Here is a 14,305-nt window from a genome sequence, read left to right as displayed (position 1 = left end):
GGTCGGCGTGTCCGGCGCTTCCGGCACGCCGTACGCGGCGGCCGTGGTGCGCGGGCTGCTGGAGGCCGGGGAGGCCGTGGACCTGGTGGTCAGCCGGGCCGCGCGGCTGACGTTGCTGGACGAGACCGGGATCGGGTTCCGGGACGCGCACTGGCGGGACGATCTGCGGGAGTGGCTCTCGCGGGGGGCCGACGGCAAGCCGTTCCCGTTCGACGACGACCTGTCGGACGTGCGCCACTGGGCGGCCGGCGATCTGGCCGCCGGGCCGTCGTCCGGCTCGTACCCGGTGAAGGGGATGCTGATCGTCCCGGCGAGCACGGCCTGTGTGGCCGGAGTGGCGCTGGGACTGTCGAAGGATCTGCTGCAGCGCACCGCGAGCGTGACCCTGAAGGAGCGTCGGCCGTTGATCGTCGCGGTGCGGGAGACGCCGCTGAGCGGTCAGACGCTCAGGCAGCTGGTGGCCCTGGACGAGGCGGGCGCTGTGGTGCTGCCCGCCTCTCCGGCGTTCTATGCGGGGGCGACGCACATCCAGGATCTGGTGGATTTCGTCGCCGGGCGGGTGCTGGACGCGGCAGGGGTGCCGCACCGGCTGTACCGCAGGTGGAAGGGAGAGCTCGGTGGCTCACGGACCCTCGGGGAGGGTTAGCCCTTCTTGGCGCGCAGGGTGCGGAACTTCGACCCGGTGCGGCGCTCGGTCGTTGCGGACTTGTGGGCACGCGAGCGGTTGGCCAGGTCCTGCAGCTCGCGCATGCGGGCGTAGGCCATCTCGATCGAGTACACGGGGACTCCACTCCTGAAGGATCGACGTTGATTCTCTGAGCTGATGAAAGATTTGCGGGGTATTGAGCCCCGTACGCCTTAGATTCTACACGCAAGACGGCAAGTTCGCTGATTATTGAAAGGTGCCAGGCTATGGACGCGGTGGACAGGCAGCTCATCCAGGCCCTGCGGGAGAACGGCCGGGCCTCGTACGCGGAGCTGGGCCGGCTGGTCGGCCTCTCCGGGCCGAGCGTCACGGACCGGATCAACCGCCTGGAGGCGGCGGGCGTCATCACGGGCTACCGCGCGACCGTCAACGCCGCGTCGCTCGGTCTCGGGGTCACGGCCCTCATCGGCATCCAGCTCTCGGACGCCGCGGACCACGAGGACGTGGCGCGCCGGCTGCGCGACCTGGAGGAGATCGAGGACTGCTGGTTCATCGCCGGCGACGACTCGTACATGCTCAAGGTCCGCATCGGGGACGTGGACGGCCTGGAACGCACCATCCGCCGGCTGTCGGGCACCAAGGGCGTCGCCCGCACCCGCACCACGATCGTGCTCTCCACCAAGTGGGAGAACCGGGTGGGCGAGCTGCCCGAAGAGGTCTGAAAACAGGGGAGTAGTCTCGACGGGGTTGCGCATCGGAAGTGACCCGGAAAGACATCGGAGAGGCGGACGCGGCATGGACGTGGGGCTCAAGCGCGAGCTGGAGGAGAAGGTCCGCGCGGGCGAGCGGCTGACCCGCGAGGACGGCATCGCCCTCTACGCGTCCGACGACCTGGCCTGGCTGGGCGGCCTCGCCCACGAGGTGCGCACGCGCAAGAACGGTGACGTCGTCCACTTCAACGTCAACCGGCACCTCAACATGACCAACGTGTGCACCGCGTCGTGCGCGTACTGCTCGTTCCAGCGCAAGCCGGGCGAGAAGGACGCGTACACCATGCGCATCGAGGAGGCCGTCCGCCTCGCCAAGGCCATGGAGAACGACAACCTCACCGAGCTGCACATCGTCAACGGCCTGCACCCGACGCTGCCGTGGCGCTACTACCCCCGCTCGCTGAAGGCGCTCAAGGAGGCCCTGCCGCAGGTCTCCCTGAAGGCCTTCACCGCGACCGAGATCCACCACTTCGAGAAGATCTCCGGGCTGTCCGCCTCCGAGATCCTCGACGAACTGATCGACGCCGGGCTGGAGTCGCTGACCGGCGGCGGCGCCGAGATCTTCGACTGGGAGGTCCGGCAGCACATCGTCGACCACGAGACCCACTGGGAGGACTGGTCGCGCATCCACCGCCTCGCGCACGAGAAGGGTCTGAAGACCCCGTGCACGATGCTCTACGGGCACATCGAGGAGCCCCGCCACCGCGTGGACCACGTGCTGCGGCTGCGTGAACTGCAGGACGAGACCGGCGGGTTCCAGGTCTTCATCCCGCTGCGCTACCAGCACGACTTCGTGGACATGAAGGACGGCAAGGTCCGCAACCGGCTCCAGGCCCGGACCACCATGGCCACCGGCGCCGAGGCGCTGAAGACCTTCGCCGTCTCCCGGCTGCTCTTCGACAACGTGCCGCACGTCAAGGTCTTCTGGGTCATGCACGGCGTCCAGACCGCCCAGCTCGCGCTGCAGCACGGTGCGGACGACATGGACGGCTCGGTCGTCGAGTACAAGATCACGCACGACGCGGACAACTACGGCACGCCCAACAAGCTGACTCGCGACGATCTGCTGGAGCTGATCCGCGACGCCGGCTTCCGCCCGGTCGAGCGCAACACGCGCTACGAGATCATCCGCGAGTACCCGGGCCCCGACGCGGAGCGGCGCGAATCGCCGCAGCCGATGCGGGTCTGAGACGGCTTGTGTTTGACTGGAACAGACCGTTCCCCATGAGCCCGAGAAGAAGGTCCCGTCCGTGAACAGCAACAAGTTCGCATCGCTCCGCTACACCGCGCTGCGCGTGGCCTTGCTCGTCGCCTGCTTCGGGGTCGTGTGGGTGCTCTGCTACTTCCACGTCATCCCGCTGGGCGTGGGCGGTTCGAACGTGTTCTGGATGGTGCTCCTCGCGCTCGTGATCTCCGCACCGCTGAGCTTCGTGCTGCTGCGCAAGCAGCGGGACGCGATGTCGGTGCAGATCAGCGAGCGGGTGGACCGCGCCAAGGCCCGCCTGGAGGCCAACGCGGGCCAGGAGGACGGGGCCTGACCCGTCCGGCCCCGGGGGTGTAACCCTCGTCACATCGTATGTGCGCATGCCGCGCCCGGAGTTTCCCAACTCCGGGCGCGGCATGCGGCGTTTTGGGCGATTCGAGAGTCCTTTGCGGCCCCTGATCCCAAAGTAATGCTTTGAGGTGCTCAAAGTGCGGGTGTTAACGTGTTCGACATGAAGACAACAGCAGCGCACCGCATCCCCACGGGCCCCCGGCTCGTGGCGCGCCTGCACGTCGATCTCTGCCGCTGCCTCTCCGCGGCCTGTTGCAGCCGCTGACGTCGCTCTTCCCCTGACTTCCCGTCTGCATCCGGAGTTCTCCGTTGTCCTCGACGCCCTCGTCCGCCCTGCGCGGCCGCATACCCAAGGTCCCGTTCTGGGCCCAGATCCTGCTCGCCCTGGTGCTGGGCGCCCTGCTCGGCTGGGTCGCCAAGAGCGGTGACGTCCACTGGCTCCAGGTGACCCTCGACAAGATCGGCAGCCTCTTCGTCCAGCTGCTGATGGTCGTGGTCGCCCCGCTGGTCTTCTTCGCCATCCTGGTGTCGATCACCAATCTGCGGAACGTCGCCAACGCCGCCCGGCTGGCCACCCGCACCCTGATGTGGTTCATGATCACGTCGCTGATCGCGGTCAGCATCGGCCTGGCGATCGGCCTGCTCACCCACCCCGGCTCCGGCACCGGCCTGACCGCCGCCGACGGCGCCGAGCCCAAGAAGCACGGCTCCTGGCTGGACTTCATCACCGGCATCGTCCCCACCGACGTCATCACGCCGTTCACGCAGCTGAACGTGCTGCAGATCGTCTTCATGGCCGCCGTCGCCGGCGTCGCCGTCCTGCAGATCGGCGAGAAGGCCCAGCCGCTGCTGACCTTCTCCGAGTCCGTGCTGGAGCTGCTGCAGAAGGTCCTGTGGTGGGTCATCCGGCTCGCCCCGCTGGGCAGCCTGGGTCTGGTCGGCCGGGCGATCTACAAGTACGGCTGGGACCTGATCGGCAAGTACGCGACCTTCACCGCCGACATCTACGTCGGCTGCGCCATCGTGCTCTTCGGCGTCTACCCGCTGCTGCTCGCCACGGTCGCCAAGGTCAACCCGCTGCAGTTCTTCAAGGGCGCCTGGCCCGCCATCCAGCTCGCCTTCGTCTCCCGCTCCTCCGTGGGCACGATGCCGCTGACGCAGAAGGTGACGGAGCGCCTCGGGGTGCCGAAGGAGTACACCTCCTTCGCGGTGCCGTTCGGTGCGACGACCAAGATGGACGGCTGCGCCTCCATCTACCCGGCCATCGCCGCGATCTTCGTGGCGCAGGTCTTCGGCGTCCCGCTGCAGCTGCGCGACTATCTCCTGATCGCCTTCGTCTCGGTCATCGGCTCGGCCGCCACGGCCGGCCTGACCGGTGCCACGGTGATGCTGACGCTGACCCTGTCGACGCTGGGCCTGCCGATGGCGGGTGTGGGTCTGCTGCTGGCGATCGACCCGATCGTGGACATGATGAGGACGGCCACCAACGTGGCAGGCCAGTCGGTCATCCCGATCATCGTCGCCGCGCGGGAGAACATCCTCGACCGCCGGGCGTTCGAGACGGCCGACGGCGCCAACCTGGAGGCGGAGCCCGCCCCGGTCGCCGCGTAGCCGTTCCGCGTAGTCGTTCCGCTACGGCTTGATCTCCACCCTTGACGTCCCTCCGCTCCGTGACATTACCTGTCGGTAATGTAGCGGGGGCGGAGGGACGTTTTGTCGTGACTACTGCACAGAAGGCCAGGCCTGTGACCACGGGCAAGGCCAAGCGCATGCCCCGGGCCGTACGCGAGCGCCAGATGCTCGACGCCGCCGTGGAGGTCTTCGCCCGGCGCGGCTACAGCGCGGCCTCGATGGACGAGATCGCCGAACTGGCCGGGGCCTCCAAGCCCTTGGTGTACCTCTACCTGAACTCCAAGGAGGAGCTGTACGGCGCCTGCATCCGGCGCGAGTCGCGGGCGCTGCTCGATGCCGTGCAGTCCGCCGCGGACCCCGAGGACTCCGCCGACCGGCGGCTGTGGTGCGGGCTGCGGGCCTTCTTCGCGCACACCGCCGCGCATCCCTCGGCCTGGGCGATGCTCAGCTGCCAGGCGCGCATCCACGGTGAGCCGTTCGCCCTCGCCCTGGCCGAACTGCGCCAGGAGATCGTCGACTTCGTGGCCCGGCTGATCGCGGCCGCCGGCGGGGATCAGGAGCGGGCCGGAGCGCCCCTGGACGCCCAGGAGGTCTCCGGCCTCGCGCACGCCCTCGTCGGTGCGGCCGAGTCGCTGGCCGGATGGGCCAACACCCGTGCGGACGCCGCCCCTCCCGCGAAGGAGACGGCGGCGACGCTGATGAACGTGACGTGGGCGGGGCTGGAGAACCTGCTGAACGGGCAGCGCTGGGCGCCCGTCCGTCCGTGATCCTCCCGGGGCCGCTCAGCGCTCCGTGCCGGGGCGGCGGCGGGCCAGCAGGACGCCGGTGCCGCCCAGGACGCCGGCCGCGGCGAGGGCGCCGCCGATGAGGGCGGGGTCGGTGTCCGCCGAGCCCTGACCGGGCGCCTCGCCCGCGGCCACGCCGCCCTTCGGGAGCTTCTTGCCGGTCGAGGGGGACGCGGTGTCCTTGGCCTGCTCCTTGTCCTTCGAACCGCCCGTCGTGGACTGGGTGATCCTGCCGGTCTTCTGGTCCAGCGTGACCTTCAGGCCGCCGTCGAGGGCGAGGGAGGGGGACGAGGCGGTGAGGGTGCCGAAGACGAAGCCGTCCGGGCCCGTGACGACGGCCTTGTACGAGCCGTCGGCGAGCTTGGTGATCACGGCGTACTTGCCGTCCTTGAGCTGGACGGTGCGGGAGGACGTGTCCTTCTGCTTCTCGTCCTTCTTGTCGTCGCCCTGGGTCTTCGCCGGCTTTGATGCCGTCGCGGAGCTGCTCGGGGACGAGTCCGTGCCCGCGGCGAACGCGGCGGTGGGGGCGGCAACGGCGCCGGTGAGGACGGTTGCGGCTATGGCGGTGCGGAGGGCGGTGCGCCGGTTGGTGTGCATAAGGCTCTGCGTCTCCTCACGGAGTGGGGGGTGTGACGCGGACAACGCTATTTCGGGCGCAATGCCGCACGGATCGGCAAAAAGGGCAGGCGTGTGCTGGCCGTAAGGACTAGAGGCGGGGTGGAGGAGGCGGGCCTTCAGGCGTACATTCACCGGGAAATTACCGCTGAGTAAGGCAACTTGTGGGTCTCTGGAACAGGAGCCGCACGTGTCCGTACCGCACAGCGTCACCACCCCCGCGCTCGTCCCGCCGCGGACGACGGCCGTCGACGGCACCGTCCGCGAGGCGCACGTCCCCCCTCTCGCCCCGCCCGTCCGGCAGGGTTCGCTCGGCGACCTGCCCTTCCTCAACGCCGCCGAGGCACCGCTGGACGTCGTCCTCGGCCGCAAGCAGGACGACGGCACCTGGCGCGACGTGACCGCCGCCGCCTTCGCCGCCGAGGTCGCCGGCGTGGCCAAGGGCCTGATCGCCGGAGGGCTGCAGCCCGGCGACCGGCTCGCGATCATGGCCCGCACCCGGTACGAGTGGACCCTGCTGGACTGCGCGGGCTGGGCCGCGGGCCTGGTCACCGTCCCCGTCTACCCGACCTCCTCCGCCCTGCAGGTGCGCTGGATCCTCCAGGACTCCGGCGCCGCCGCCATCGCCGTCGAGGGTGCCGAGCAGGCCGCACTCGTCGAGGGCGAGCGCGCGCAACTGCCCCGGCTCGCCCACGTGTGGCAGTTCGACGGCGGATGCATCCCGCAACTCATGGACGCCGGGCGCCCGTTGCCGGACGCCGCCGTCACCGAGCGGCGCGCCGAGCGGCGCCCCGAGGACGTCGCCACCCTCGTCTACACCTCCGGCACCACCGGGCGTCCAAAGGGCTGCGTCCTCACCCACGCCAATTTCTTCGCCGAGGTCGACAACACGACCGAACTGCTGCACCCGATCTTCACGTCCGTGAGCAGGGAGCCCGCCTCCACCCTGCTCTTCCTGCCGCTCTCGCACGTCTTCGGGCGGATGGTGGCCGTGGGCTGCCTGCGTGCCCGCGCCCGGCTGGGCCATGCGCCGTCCCTGCGGACCGAGGAACTGCGCGCCGATCTGGAGGGGTTCAGGCCGACGTTCCTGCCCGCCGTCCCCTACGTCCTGGAGAAGGTCTTCAACAACGGCAGAGCCACCGCCGAACGGCTCGGCCGCGCCGCCGTGTACGACAGGGCGGCCGCCGTGGCGCGGGAGTACGGCGAGGCCGTGGAGGCCGGCCGTCACGGCACCGGACCCGGGCCCGGACTGCGGCTGCGCGCCGAGCGGGCGTTCTACGACCCCCTGGTCTACCGGAAGCTGCGCGCCGCCCTGGGCGGGCGCGTGCGCTATGTCCTGACCGGCGGCTCACCGCTCGGCCGGCGGCTCGGCGCGTTCTACACGGGCGCCGGCATGGAGGTCTTCGAGGGTTACGGCCTGACGGAGACCACGGCCGCCGCGACGGTCACCCCGCCGCTGCGGCCCAAGCTGGGGACGGTGGGGTGGCCGCTGCCCGGGTGCCGGGTGCGCATCGCCGACGACGGCGAGGTGCTGCTGTCCGGGAGCCACGTCTTCCCCGGCTACTGGGACGCGGAACGCGGCGCGGCGGTGCCGTCCGCTCCGGGGGAGTGGTTCGCCACGGGCGACCTGGGGGTGCTCGATGCCGAGGGGTACCTGACGATCACGGGCCGGAAGAAGGAACTGCTCGTCACGAGCGGCGGCAAGAACGTGGCCCCGGCACCCCTGGAGGACCGGCTGCGGGCCCACCCGCTGGTGGGCCAGGCGATCGTCGTCGGCGACGACCGTCCTTATGTGGCCGCGCTGTTGACGCTGGAGCCGGACGGGCTGGCGCACTGGCAGAAGATGCGGGGGATGGAGGGGGTGCCGGTGGAGGAGCTCGTCTGCGACGCCGGACTGCGGGCCGATCTGCAGGAGGCGGTCGACGAGGCCAACCGGCTCGTGTCGCGTGCAGAATCGATACGGCGGTTTGCCGTGCTGCCGGTTGATTTCACCGAGGAGGCGGGGCATCTGACGCCTTCGCTCAAGCTGCGGCGCGCGGTGATCGCGCGGGACTTCGCGGAGGAGATCGAGGCGTTGTACGTCAACTGACGGCTGGCTGTGGCTGGTCGCGCAGTTCCCCGCGCCCCTTTGGGGCGCGGGGCCCGTAAGACTCAGCAGTTGCCCTCCGCCGGTTCCCCGGCAAAGCGGGCTGCAAGCCAGTTCGCCGCCGGCACCGACCCCGCCACCGCGCCCACCACATGTCCGGTCAGCGGCAGTGACCTCCAGCGCACCGTCGCGCCCTTGGCGCACCAGTCGGCGCGCAGCTGCTTGCCCACCGCGTACGGGATCAGTTCGTCGATCGCACCGTGGTACAGGTACACCGGCCGGTCCGGCGCGTGCGTCCCCAGCTGCGACAGGCGCAGTACCCGCTGCCAATCCGGTTCGTACAGCGGGTTCTTGACCGTCACGTCCGAGATGCGCTTGAAGAGCCCCGCCGCCGTGTTGATCACCACGCAGTGGTTCTTCAGGAAGTCCACGTAGGAGCGGCCGCGGTCGTTGAGGTACCGCTCCAGGTGGAGTTCGGGATAGGCCGCGTTCTGGCCCACGGCGGCCATGAGGATCAGGCCCGCGCCGATGTTGCCGTTGTTGAAGTCCGCGGTCTTGAGCAGGTCTGCCGGGACACCGCCGGTGGCCGTGCCCTTGACGTTCAGCTCGGGGGCGTACGAGTCGTGCAACTCGGCGGCCCAGCTGGTGGCCTGGCCGCCCTGTGAGTAGCCCATGATGCCGACGGGCGTGTCCGGACCGAGCCCGGTCCCGGGCAGTCGCAGCGCGGCCCGGGCCGCGTCCAGGACGGCGTGGCCTTCGGACGGGCCGACCGTGTAGGTGTGGTCGCCGGGGGTGCCCAGGCCCTCGTAGTCGGTGACGGCAACGGCCCAGCCGCGCCAGGTGAGTTGCTGGATCAGGTTGGCCTCGACCGTCGTCCCGTACGGGAAGCCCGCCGAGGGTGCGCAGGAGTCGGCCATGCCGACCGTTCCGACGGCGTACGTGACCAGCGGGCGGGGGCCCGTGCGGCCGTCCTGGGGGACGATCACCGTGCCCGACACGACGTTCGGCGTGCCCTTGGCCGTGGTCGAGCGGTAGGTGATGTGCCAGGCCCGGGTGTCGGTCGGCTGGCCGGGCAGCGGGTGGAAGGAGGTGGGCGCGGAGGCGACGATGTCGCCGGGCGTGCCGTCGGTGCCGACGGCGGCTGCTCTCGCCGGCAGGGCCGCGGGCAGGGCCAGTGGGACGGCCAGTGCGGCGACGGCGGCGAGGGTGGTGCGCAAGCGGTGCAGGGGCATGCGGCTCTCCCAACTGACCAGTGGCGCCATGCGAGTTGGGATGACCGTAATGTCCGGCGGGCGGGATCGATGCTGGTCGGAACGCTCAGATTTCCTGACCCCGGTACCCGCGGTACGCGCCGGGCGTGGTGCCCGTCCAGCGGCGGAACGCCCGGTGGAAGGCGGTGTCCTCGGAGAACCCGAGCCGCACCGCGAGCTGCGCGATCGGCTCCCGCCCCTCCGCGAGCCCGGCGATGGCCGCCTCGCGGCGCACCTGGTCCACCAGCCGCCGGTACGAGGTGCCCTCCGCCTGCAGCCGCCGCCGCAGCGTCGCCGGGCTCACCGCCAGCCGCTCCGCGATCTGCGCCACTTCCGGCAGCCGGGTCGGCCGCCCCTCGCGCAGCGCCCGGACGAACGAGCGGCGTACCTGTTCGGCGACGGTCGTGCCGTACTCGCGGCGGCTGAGCAGCTCGGCCGGGGCCCGGCGCAGCAGCTCCGCCACCCCGGTCTCGTCCCGCACCACGGGCGCCGCCAGCCATCGAGCGTCGAACCCCGCACCGGTGTGCTCCGCCCCGAACCGCACCGGGCAGCCGAACATCGTCCCGTAGTCCGCCGCGTAGGGCGGGGCGGCGTGTGCGAAGGCGGCCCAGTGCAGGACGATCCGGTGGCCGATCAGCCAGCTGGCCAGCCGGTGCCAGATGATCATCAGGCACTCCGCGAGGAAGCGGCCTTCGGCCCGCTCCCGCAGGTCGCTGCGGACCGCGAAGACGGCCTCCCCGCCGTGGTGTTCGAGGACCAGGTCCGGTCCGCCGGGGAAGAGCCCGTAGAACCGCGCGGCCCGCTCCAGCGCCGCGCCCAGGTCCCGGCAGCCGATGCAGGCGTGGCACATCATGGCGAACGTCCCGGGCCGGCTCGGCGCCGTGCCGAGCCCGATGAACTCGTCGCCGGTCGCCCGGTGCAGCCCGTGCACCAGCCGCGCGAACTGCTCGGGCGTCACGTGCGCCCGTTCGTCCCCCAGCAGCAGCGGCGCGATCCGCGCCTCCTGCAGCAGGGGCACGGTGTCGATCCCGAGCCGCTGCGCCCCGCCCAGCGCGGCCCGTACGCAGTGCACGGTGATCGTCCGCCCGCTCATGCGGGCACGGTAGCGCCGTTGGGCGTTCACGTCAGTGGCGCCGACCGTTCCTGAAACTCCGCCGGGCGGCGAGCGCGGAACGCCATGCGGCCGAAATCGATGTGTTGTGCGAACGTACGGCGAAAGGGGCAACAAAAGGAGGTACAAAAGCGTTCGGGAAACCAGTGAAAGCAGTGACGCCAGTGGGTGAATAGCAGGTAAAGCCGGAAAGTCGCCGCCCGCCCCGCCCGGGAAAAGGCAGGAGCCCTGCCCTCGCCGAAGCGGGGGCAGGGCTCCTTGGGTACTGCACGTAGACCGCGAACGGTCCGCAGGAGGTCAGCCCTGCGGAGTGACGTTCTCCGCCTGCGGGCCCTTCGGGCCCTGCGTGACGTCGAAGCTGACCAGCTGGTTCTCCTCGAGGGAGCGGAAGCCGGCGGCGTTGATCGCGGAGTAGTGGACGAAGACGTCGGGGCCCCCGCCGTCCTGGGCGATGAAGCCAAAGCCCTTTTCAGCGTTGAACCACTTCACGGTTCCGGTAGCCATAAGCCCTCCTATGGGCCAAAGGGTTGCCCTGCTCCAGAACCTGCGAGAAGTCTGAAAACTACAAAAGCCTGCGGGTCACATGCTCCGCAGGCTCTGTACTGCAAGGGAAACCAAACTGCAACTTGCGGCGAGCCTAGCACGCGGGCTTCTCGCGGGGAAAGAGTTGAAGATCACGCCCAAGGTGGGTTTTCGGGGCCGTCCCGCCGGAAAAGATCCCTCTTCGGTCCGGTGCGCGGGGGGACCCCGGCACAGCGCCCCCGAGGGGGCGGGGCTAGCCTCCGGATGTGGACAATTCAGCCTCGGATGTAGCGATCGCGGCGGACCCGCAGGACGGGCCCCCGAGCCTCCGCAGCCGCCCGCGCGTCGGCCACATCCAGTTTCTCAACTGCCTGCCCCTCTACTGGGGCCTCGCCCGGACCGGCACGCTGCTCGATCTGGATCTGACCAAGGACACCCCCGACAACCTCAACGACCAGCTGGTCCGCGGCGACCTGGACATCGCGCCCATCTCGCTGATCGAGTTCCTGAGGAACGCGGACGACCTCGTCGCGCTGCCGGACATCGCCGTCGGCTGCGACGGCCCCGTGATGTCCTGCATCATCGTCTCCCAGCTGCCCCTGGACCGGCTGGACGGGGCGCGCGTCGCCCTCGGCTCCACCTCGCGCACCTCCGTGCGCCTGGCCGAGCTGCTGCTCGCCGAGCGGTACGGCGTGCAGCCGGACTACTACACCTGCCCGCCGGACCTCGGCCTGATGATGCAGGAGGCGGACGCCGCCGTCCTGATCGGCGACGCCGCACTGCGGGCCTCGCTGCACGACGCCCCGCGGCTCGGGCTCGAGGTGCACGACCTGGGACAGATGTGGAAGGACTGGACGGGCCTGCCGTTCGTCTTCGCCGTGTGGGCCGCGCGCCGCGACTACCTCGCCCGTGAGCCGCACATCGTCGCCAAGGTGCACCAGGCCTTCCTGGAGTCCCGGGACGTCTCCCTGGAGGAGGTCACCAAGGTGGCCGAGCAGGCGGCGCGCTGGGAGGCCTTCGACGCGGGGCTGCTGGAGCGGTACTTCACCACGCTGGACTTCCGCTTCGGCCCGGACCAGCTGGCCGGCGTGACCGAGTTCGCGCGCCGCACGGGGCCCACGACGGGCTTCCCCGCGGACGTGCGGGTGCAGCTGCTGAAGAGCTGACCGGCAGGACCGTACGACCGACGCAGTGGAGCACGACACGGCGGAGCCCCCGGGGAACGTTCCCCGGGGGCTCCGCCGCGTCATGTCCTTGTGCGGATCAGGAGGAGGGCGTCGGCCCCTCCATGTGGTCGCTGATCCACTTCATGGAGCTGTCGCCCATGCCCTTCACATAGGTCTTGGCGTTGTGCTCGCCGCCCTGGATGACCTGCAGGTGGGTGTGGATCGGGCCCTTGCCGTAGGTGGCGATGAACTTGTCCACCTTCGGGATCACCGAGGTCTCCTTGGTGCCGTACTGGAAGGCGAGGTAGACGTCCGGTCCCTTGGTGTCGATCAGCTTCTGGGCCAGCAGCTCGGGGTTGTTGGCGGCCTTCTCCTGGTCGTGGCCGGCCCACAGCGGGGAGTCCGGGACGATGTCCGGGCCGGAGGCGATCACGGCCTTGAACTTGTCGGGCTTCTGCAGCACGGCCTTCAGGCCGGAGAAGCCGCCGGAGGAGGAGCCCATGAACGCCCAGCCGTCACGCGACTTCAGCGTACGGAAGTTCTCCCGCACCAGGTCCGGGACGTCCTCGGACAGCCAGGTGCCCATCTTGGGCTGGTTCGGGATGTCACTGCCGTCGTAGTAGTTCTTGTTGTCCGGGTTGAGCACCGGCATCACGACGATGAAGGGCTGCGACTTGCCCTCCTCCGACCACTGGGCGATCGACGACTCGAGCTTGAGGTCGGTGCCCATCCAGTAGTTCATCGGGTAGCCGTTGCCGCCGGGGAGCGCGACGAGGACCGGGAAGCCGCTGTTCTTGTACTTCGGGTCGTTGTACTGCTTCGGCGCCCAGACCCACACCTTGCCGGTGAAGCCGGACTTCTTGCCGGTGTAGTTCGTGACGGCGATCTTGGTGCCGTCCTCGATGGTGTTGGCGACCTTGAAGTCGGCCGCCGGGCCCGTCGGCATCACCGTCTTGGAGTCGGCCGGCGCACCGTTGTTGCCGCCCGCCTGCCCGCCGCCGGCGGCCGCGCCGCCCGGAGCACCCTGGCCGAAGGAGACCGACTCGCCCTTGTCCGAGAACACGTCGAAGTAGTTCAGGACGGGGTAGGCGATCGCGCCGAGCACGGCTATGCACGCCACGAGGAGGATCCATCGTTTGGCGCGGGAGGCCCGGCGGTGGCCCTGGGACTGGTAGGCCCCGTTGGCTGAGTGCGTCATCGCGTCGCTCCGGACGATTTGCTGCCCCGAAGGACATGACGGTGGGTGTTCCGACCTAGGTGATGGGCAAACCTCGAGCCCGGGTTCCCGATCGGCCGGTGAATTGCGTCATAGGCTAATCGGGGGGCGCGCAGCCCCGTCCGGGGGGAGGCGAAGAGCCCGAATGCAACCGCTTTTGCCAGAAGATCCGCAGGTCGTCGGCGCCTATCGGCTGCTGGGCCGGCTCGGGGCCGGCGGGATGGGCCGGGTGTATCTCGGGCGCAGTGCGGGAGGACGCACGGTCGCCGTCAAGATCGTCCATCCGCATTTCGCCGCGGATGATCAATTCCGGGAGCGATTCCGGCGCGAGGTGCGGGCGGCCCGCAGCGTGGGCGGCGCATGGACGGCGCCCGTGCTGGACGCGGACCCGGAGGCCGCGGTGCCCTGGGTGGCGACGGGCTACGTGGCCGGCCCCTCGCTCTCCGAGGCCGTCGCCGGCGCGGGCCCGCTGCCCGCGCCCGCGGTACGGGCCCTGGGGGCCGGGCTCGCGGAGGCGCTGACGGCGGTGCACGGGCAGGGGCTGGTGCACCGGGACGTCAAACCGTCGAACGTGCTGCTGGCCCTGGACGGCCCCCGCATCGTCGACTTCGGCATCGCGCGGGCCACGGAGGCCACGGCCTCCCTCACCTCCACCGGGGTCTCCGTCGGCTCGCCCGGCTACATGGCGCCCGAGCAGATCCTCGGCCGGGACGTGACGGGCGCGGCCGACGTCTTCTCGCTGGGCGCGGTCCTCGCCTACGCGGCCACGGGCGCGCCGCCGTTCCCCGGGGACAGCTCCGCCGCACTCCTCTACAAGGTCGTCCACGAGCCGCCGGTGCTCGGCCCGGCGCTCACGGGCGAACTGCGGTCGCTGGTCGCGGACTGCCTCGCCAAGGAGGCCGCCGCCCGGCCGTCCCCGCAGGACCTCGCCCGCGCGCCGCCGTCCGCGGG

15 protein-coding genes are annotated in these 14,305 nt (G+C 70.5%); 9 read left to right on the top strand and 6 right to left on the bottom strand.

Annotated elements, in window-relative coordinates:
- Positions 1–7: 7 nt before the first annotated feature.
- On the top strand, positions 8–646 hold the full coding sequence (locus ACWD4B_RS19890) for a UbiX family flavin prenyltransferase (protein ID WP_451421966.1): 639 nt from the start codon (positions 8–10) through the stop codon (positions 644–646).
- On the opposite strand, the gene ACWD4B_RS19885 is transcribed toward ACWD4B_RS19890, so the two are convergent.
- On the bottom strand, positions 643–780 hold the full coding sequence (locus ACWD4B_RS19885; RefSeq protein WP_451422000.1) for a hypothetical protein: 138 nt from the start codon (positions 778–780) through the stop codon (positions 643–645). The genes ACWD4B_RS19890 and ACWD4B_RS19885 overlap by 4 nt on opposite strands.
- A 132-nt stretch (positions 781–912) precedes the next feature.
- On the opposite strand from ACWD4B_RS19885, the gene ACWD4B_RS19880 reads away from it, so the two are divergent.
- The 5 genes from ACWD4B_RS19880 (at position 913) to ACWD4B_RS19860 (ending at position 5,370) form a co-directional block, all read left to right on the top strand.
- Positions 913–1,368, top strand: a complete 456-nt coding sequence (locus ACWD4B_RS19880; RefSeq protein ID WP_336413154.1) for an Lrp/AsnC family transcriptional regulator — start codon at positions 913–915, stop codon at positions 1,366–1,368.
- Positions 1,369–1,441: 73 nt separating this feature from the next.
- Positions 1,442–2,605 (top strand): aminofutalosine synthase MqnE, encoded by a 1,164-nt coding sequence (gene mqnE, locus ACWD4B_RS19875; RefSeq protein WP_336413153.1) that lies wholly within the window; start codon positions 1,442–1,444, stop codon positions 2,603–2,605.
- 61 nt (positions 2,606–2,666) lie between these two features.
- Positions 2,667–2,954, top strand: a complete 288-nt coding sequence (locus ACWD4B_RS19870; RefSeq protein ID WP_336413152.1) for a DUF4229 domain-containing protein — start codon at positions 2,667–2,669, stop codon at positions 2,952–2,954.
- Between the two features lie 326 nt (positions 2,955–3,280).
- Positions 3,281–4,582 carry a dicarboxylate/amino acid:cation symporter gene (locus tag ACWD4B_RS19865; RefSeq protein WP_451421965.1) on the top strand — a complete coding sequence of 434 codons (1,302 nt, stop codon included), beginning with the start codon at positions 3,281–3,283 and terminating at the stop codon, positions 4,580–4,582.
- A gap of 158 nt (positions 4,583–4,740) precedes the next feature.
- On the top strand, positions 4,741–5,370 hold the full coding sequence (locus tag ACWD4B_RS19860; protein ID WP_451421997.1) for a TetR/AcrR family transcriptional regulator: 630 nt from the start codon (positions 4,741–4,743) through the stop codon (positions 5,368–5,370).
- Between the two features lie 15 nt (positions 5,371–5,385).
- Here the strand turns inward: ACWD4B_RS19860 and ACWD4B_RS19855 are convergent, their stop codons facing one another.
- On the bottom strand, positions 5,386–5,985 hold the full coding sequence (locus tag ACWD4B_RS19855; RefSeq protein ID WP_451421964.1) for a hypothetical protein: 600 nt from the start codon (positions 5,983–5,985) through the stop codon (positions 5,386–5,388).
- 208 nt (positions 5,986–6,193) lie between these two features.
- On the opposite strand from ACWD4B_RS19855, the gene ACWD4B_RS19850 reads away from it, so the two are divergent.
- Positions 6,194–8,092 (top strand): AMP-dependent synthetase/ligase, encoded by a 1,899-nt coding sequence (locus tag ACWD4B_RS19850; RefSeq protein WP_451421963.1) that lies wholly within the window; start codon positions 6,194–6,196, stop codon positions 8,090–8,092.
- Between the two features lie 62 nt (positions 8,093–8,154).
- Here ACWD4B_RS19850 and ACWD4B_RS19845 read toward each other — a convergent pair whose 3' ends face one another.
- From ACWD4B_RS19845 to ACWD4B_RS19835, 3 genes are all read right to left on the bottom strand, one after another.
- Positions 8,155–9,321, bottom strand: a complete 1,167-nt coding sequence (locus ACWD4B_RS19845) for a lipase family protein (RefSeq protein ID WP_451421962.1) — start codon at positions 9,319–9,321, stop codon at positions 8,155–8,157.
- Between the two features lie 85 nt (positions 9,322–9,406).
- On the bottom strand, positions 9,407–10,432 hold the full coding sequence (locus ACWD4B_RS19840) for an AraC family transcriptional regulator (protein WP_451421961.1): 1,026 nt from the start codon (positions 10,430–10,432) through the stop codon (positions 9,407–9,409).
- A gap of 315 nt (positions 10,433–10,747) precedes the next feature.
- Positions 10,748–10,954 (bottom strand): cold-shock protein, encoded by a 207-nt coding sequence (locus ACWD4B_RS19835; RefSeq protein ID WP_171085604.1) that lies wholly within the window; start codon positions 10,952–10,954, stop codon positions 10,748–10,750.
- Positions 10,955–11,265: 311 nt separating this feature from the next.
- Here ACWD4B_RS19835 and ACWD4B_RS19830 point away from each other — a divergent pair, with 311 nt between their 5' ends.
- A complete protein-coding gene (locus tag ACWD4B_RS19830) occupies positions 11,266–12,138 on the top strand; it encodes a menaquinone biosynthetic enzyme MqnA/MqnD family protein (protein ID WP_451421996.1) in 873 nt (290 codons plus the stop codon).
- Between the two features lie 97 nt (positions 12,139–12,235).
- Here ACWD4B_RS19830 and ACWD4B_RS19825 read toward each other — a convergent pair whose 3' ends face one another.
- The gene (locus tag ACWD4B_RS19825) at positions 12,236–13,336 is read right to left on the bottom strand and encodes an alpha/beta hydrolase (RefSeq protein ID WP_451421960.1); all 1,101 of its coding nucleotides are present in this window, start codon (positions 13,334–13,336) and stop codon (positions 12,236–12,238) included.
- A 163-nt stretch (positions 13,337–13,499) separates the two neighbouring features.
- Here ACWD4B_RS19825 and ACWD4B_RS19820 point away from each other — a divergent pair.
- Positions 13,500–14,305 (top strand): serine/threonine-protein kinase (locus ACWD4B_RS19820; RefSeq protein WP_451421959.1); only part of this gene is annotated, 806 nt, incomplete at its 3' end.

The sequence above is a fragment of the Streptomyces sp. NPDC002536 genome (assembly GCF_053594995.1).
The sequence above is the reverse complement of the archived record's forward strand: the minus strand, read 5'-3'. Positions and strand labels throughout refer to the sequence as shown.

Bases quoted from the DNA above. Each gene is read 5' to 3' on its own strand.
- ACWD4B_RS19880 (WP_336413154.1), top strand. From the start codon at position 913: ATGGACGCGGTGGACAGGCAGCTCATCCAGGCCCTGCGGGAGAACGGC.
- mqnE (WP_336413153.1), top strand. From the start codon at position 1,442: ATGGACGTGGGGCTCAAGCGCGAGCTGGAGGAGAAGGTCCGCGCGGGC.
- ACWD4B_RS19860 (WP_451421997.1), top strand. From the start codon at position 4,741: ATGCCCCGGGCCGTACGCGAGCGCCAGATGCTCGACGCCGCCGTGGAG.
- ACWD4B_RS19855 (WP_451421964.1), bottom strand. From the start codon at position 5,985: ATGCACACCAACCGGCGCACCGCCCTCCGCACCGCCATAGCCGCAACC.
- ACWD4B_RS19845 (WP_451421962.1), bottom strand. From the start codon at position 9,321: ATGCCCCTGCACCGCTTGCGCACCACCCTCGCCGCCGTCGCCGCACTG.
- ACWD4B_RS19840 (WP_451421961.1), bottom strand. From the start codon at position 10,432: ATGAGCGGGCGGACGATCACCGTGCACTGCGTACGGGCCGCGCTGGGC.
- ACWD4B_RS19835 (WP_171085604.1), bottom strand. From the start codon at position 10,954: ATGGCTACCGGAACCGTGAAGTGGTTCAACGCTGAAAAGGGCTTTGGC.
- ACWD4B_RS19825 (WP_451421960.1), bottom strand. From the start codon at position 13,336: ATGACGCACTCAGCCAACGGGGCCTACCAGTCCCAGGGCCACCGCCGG.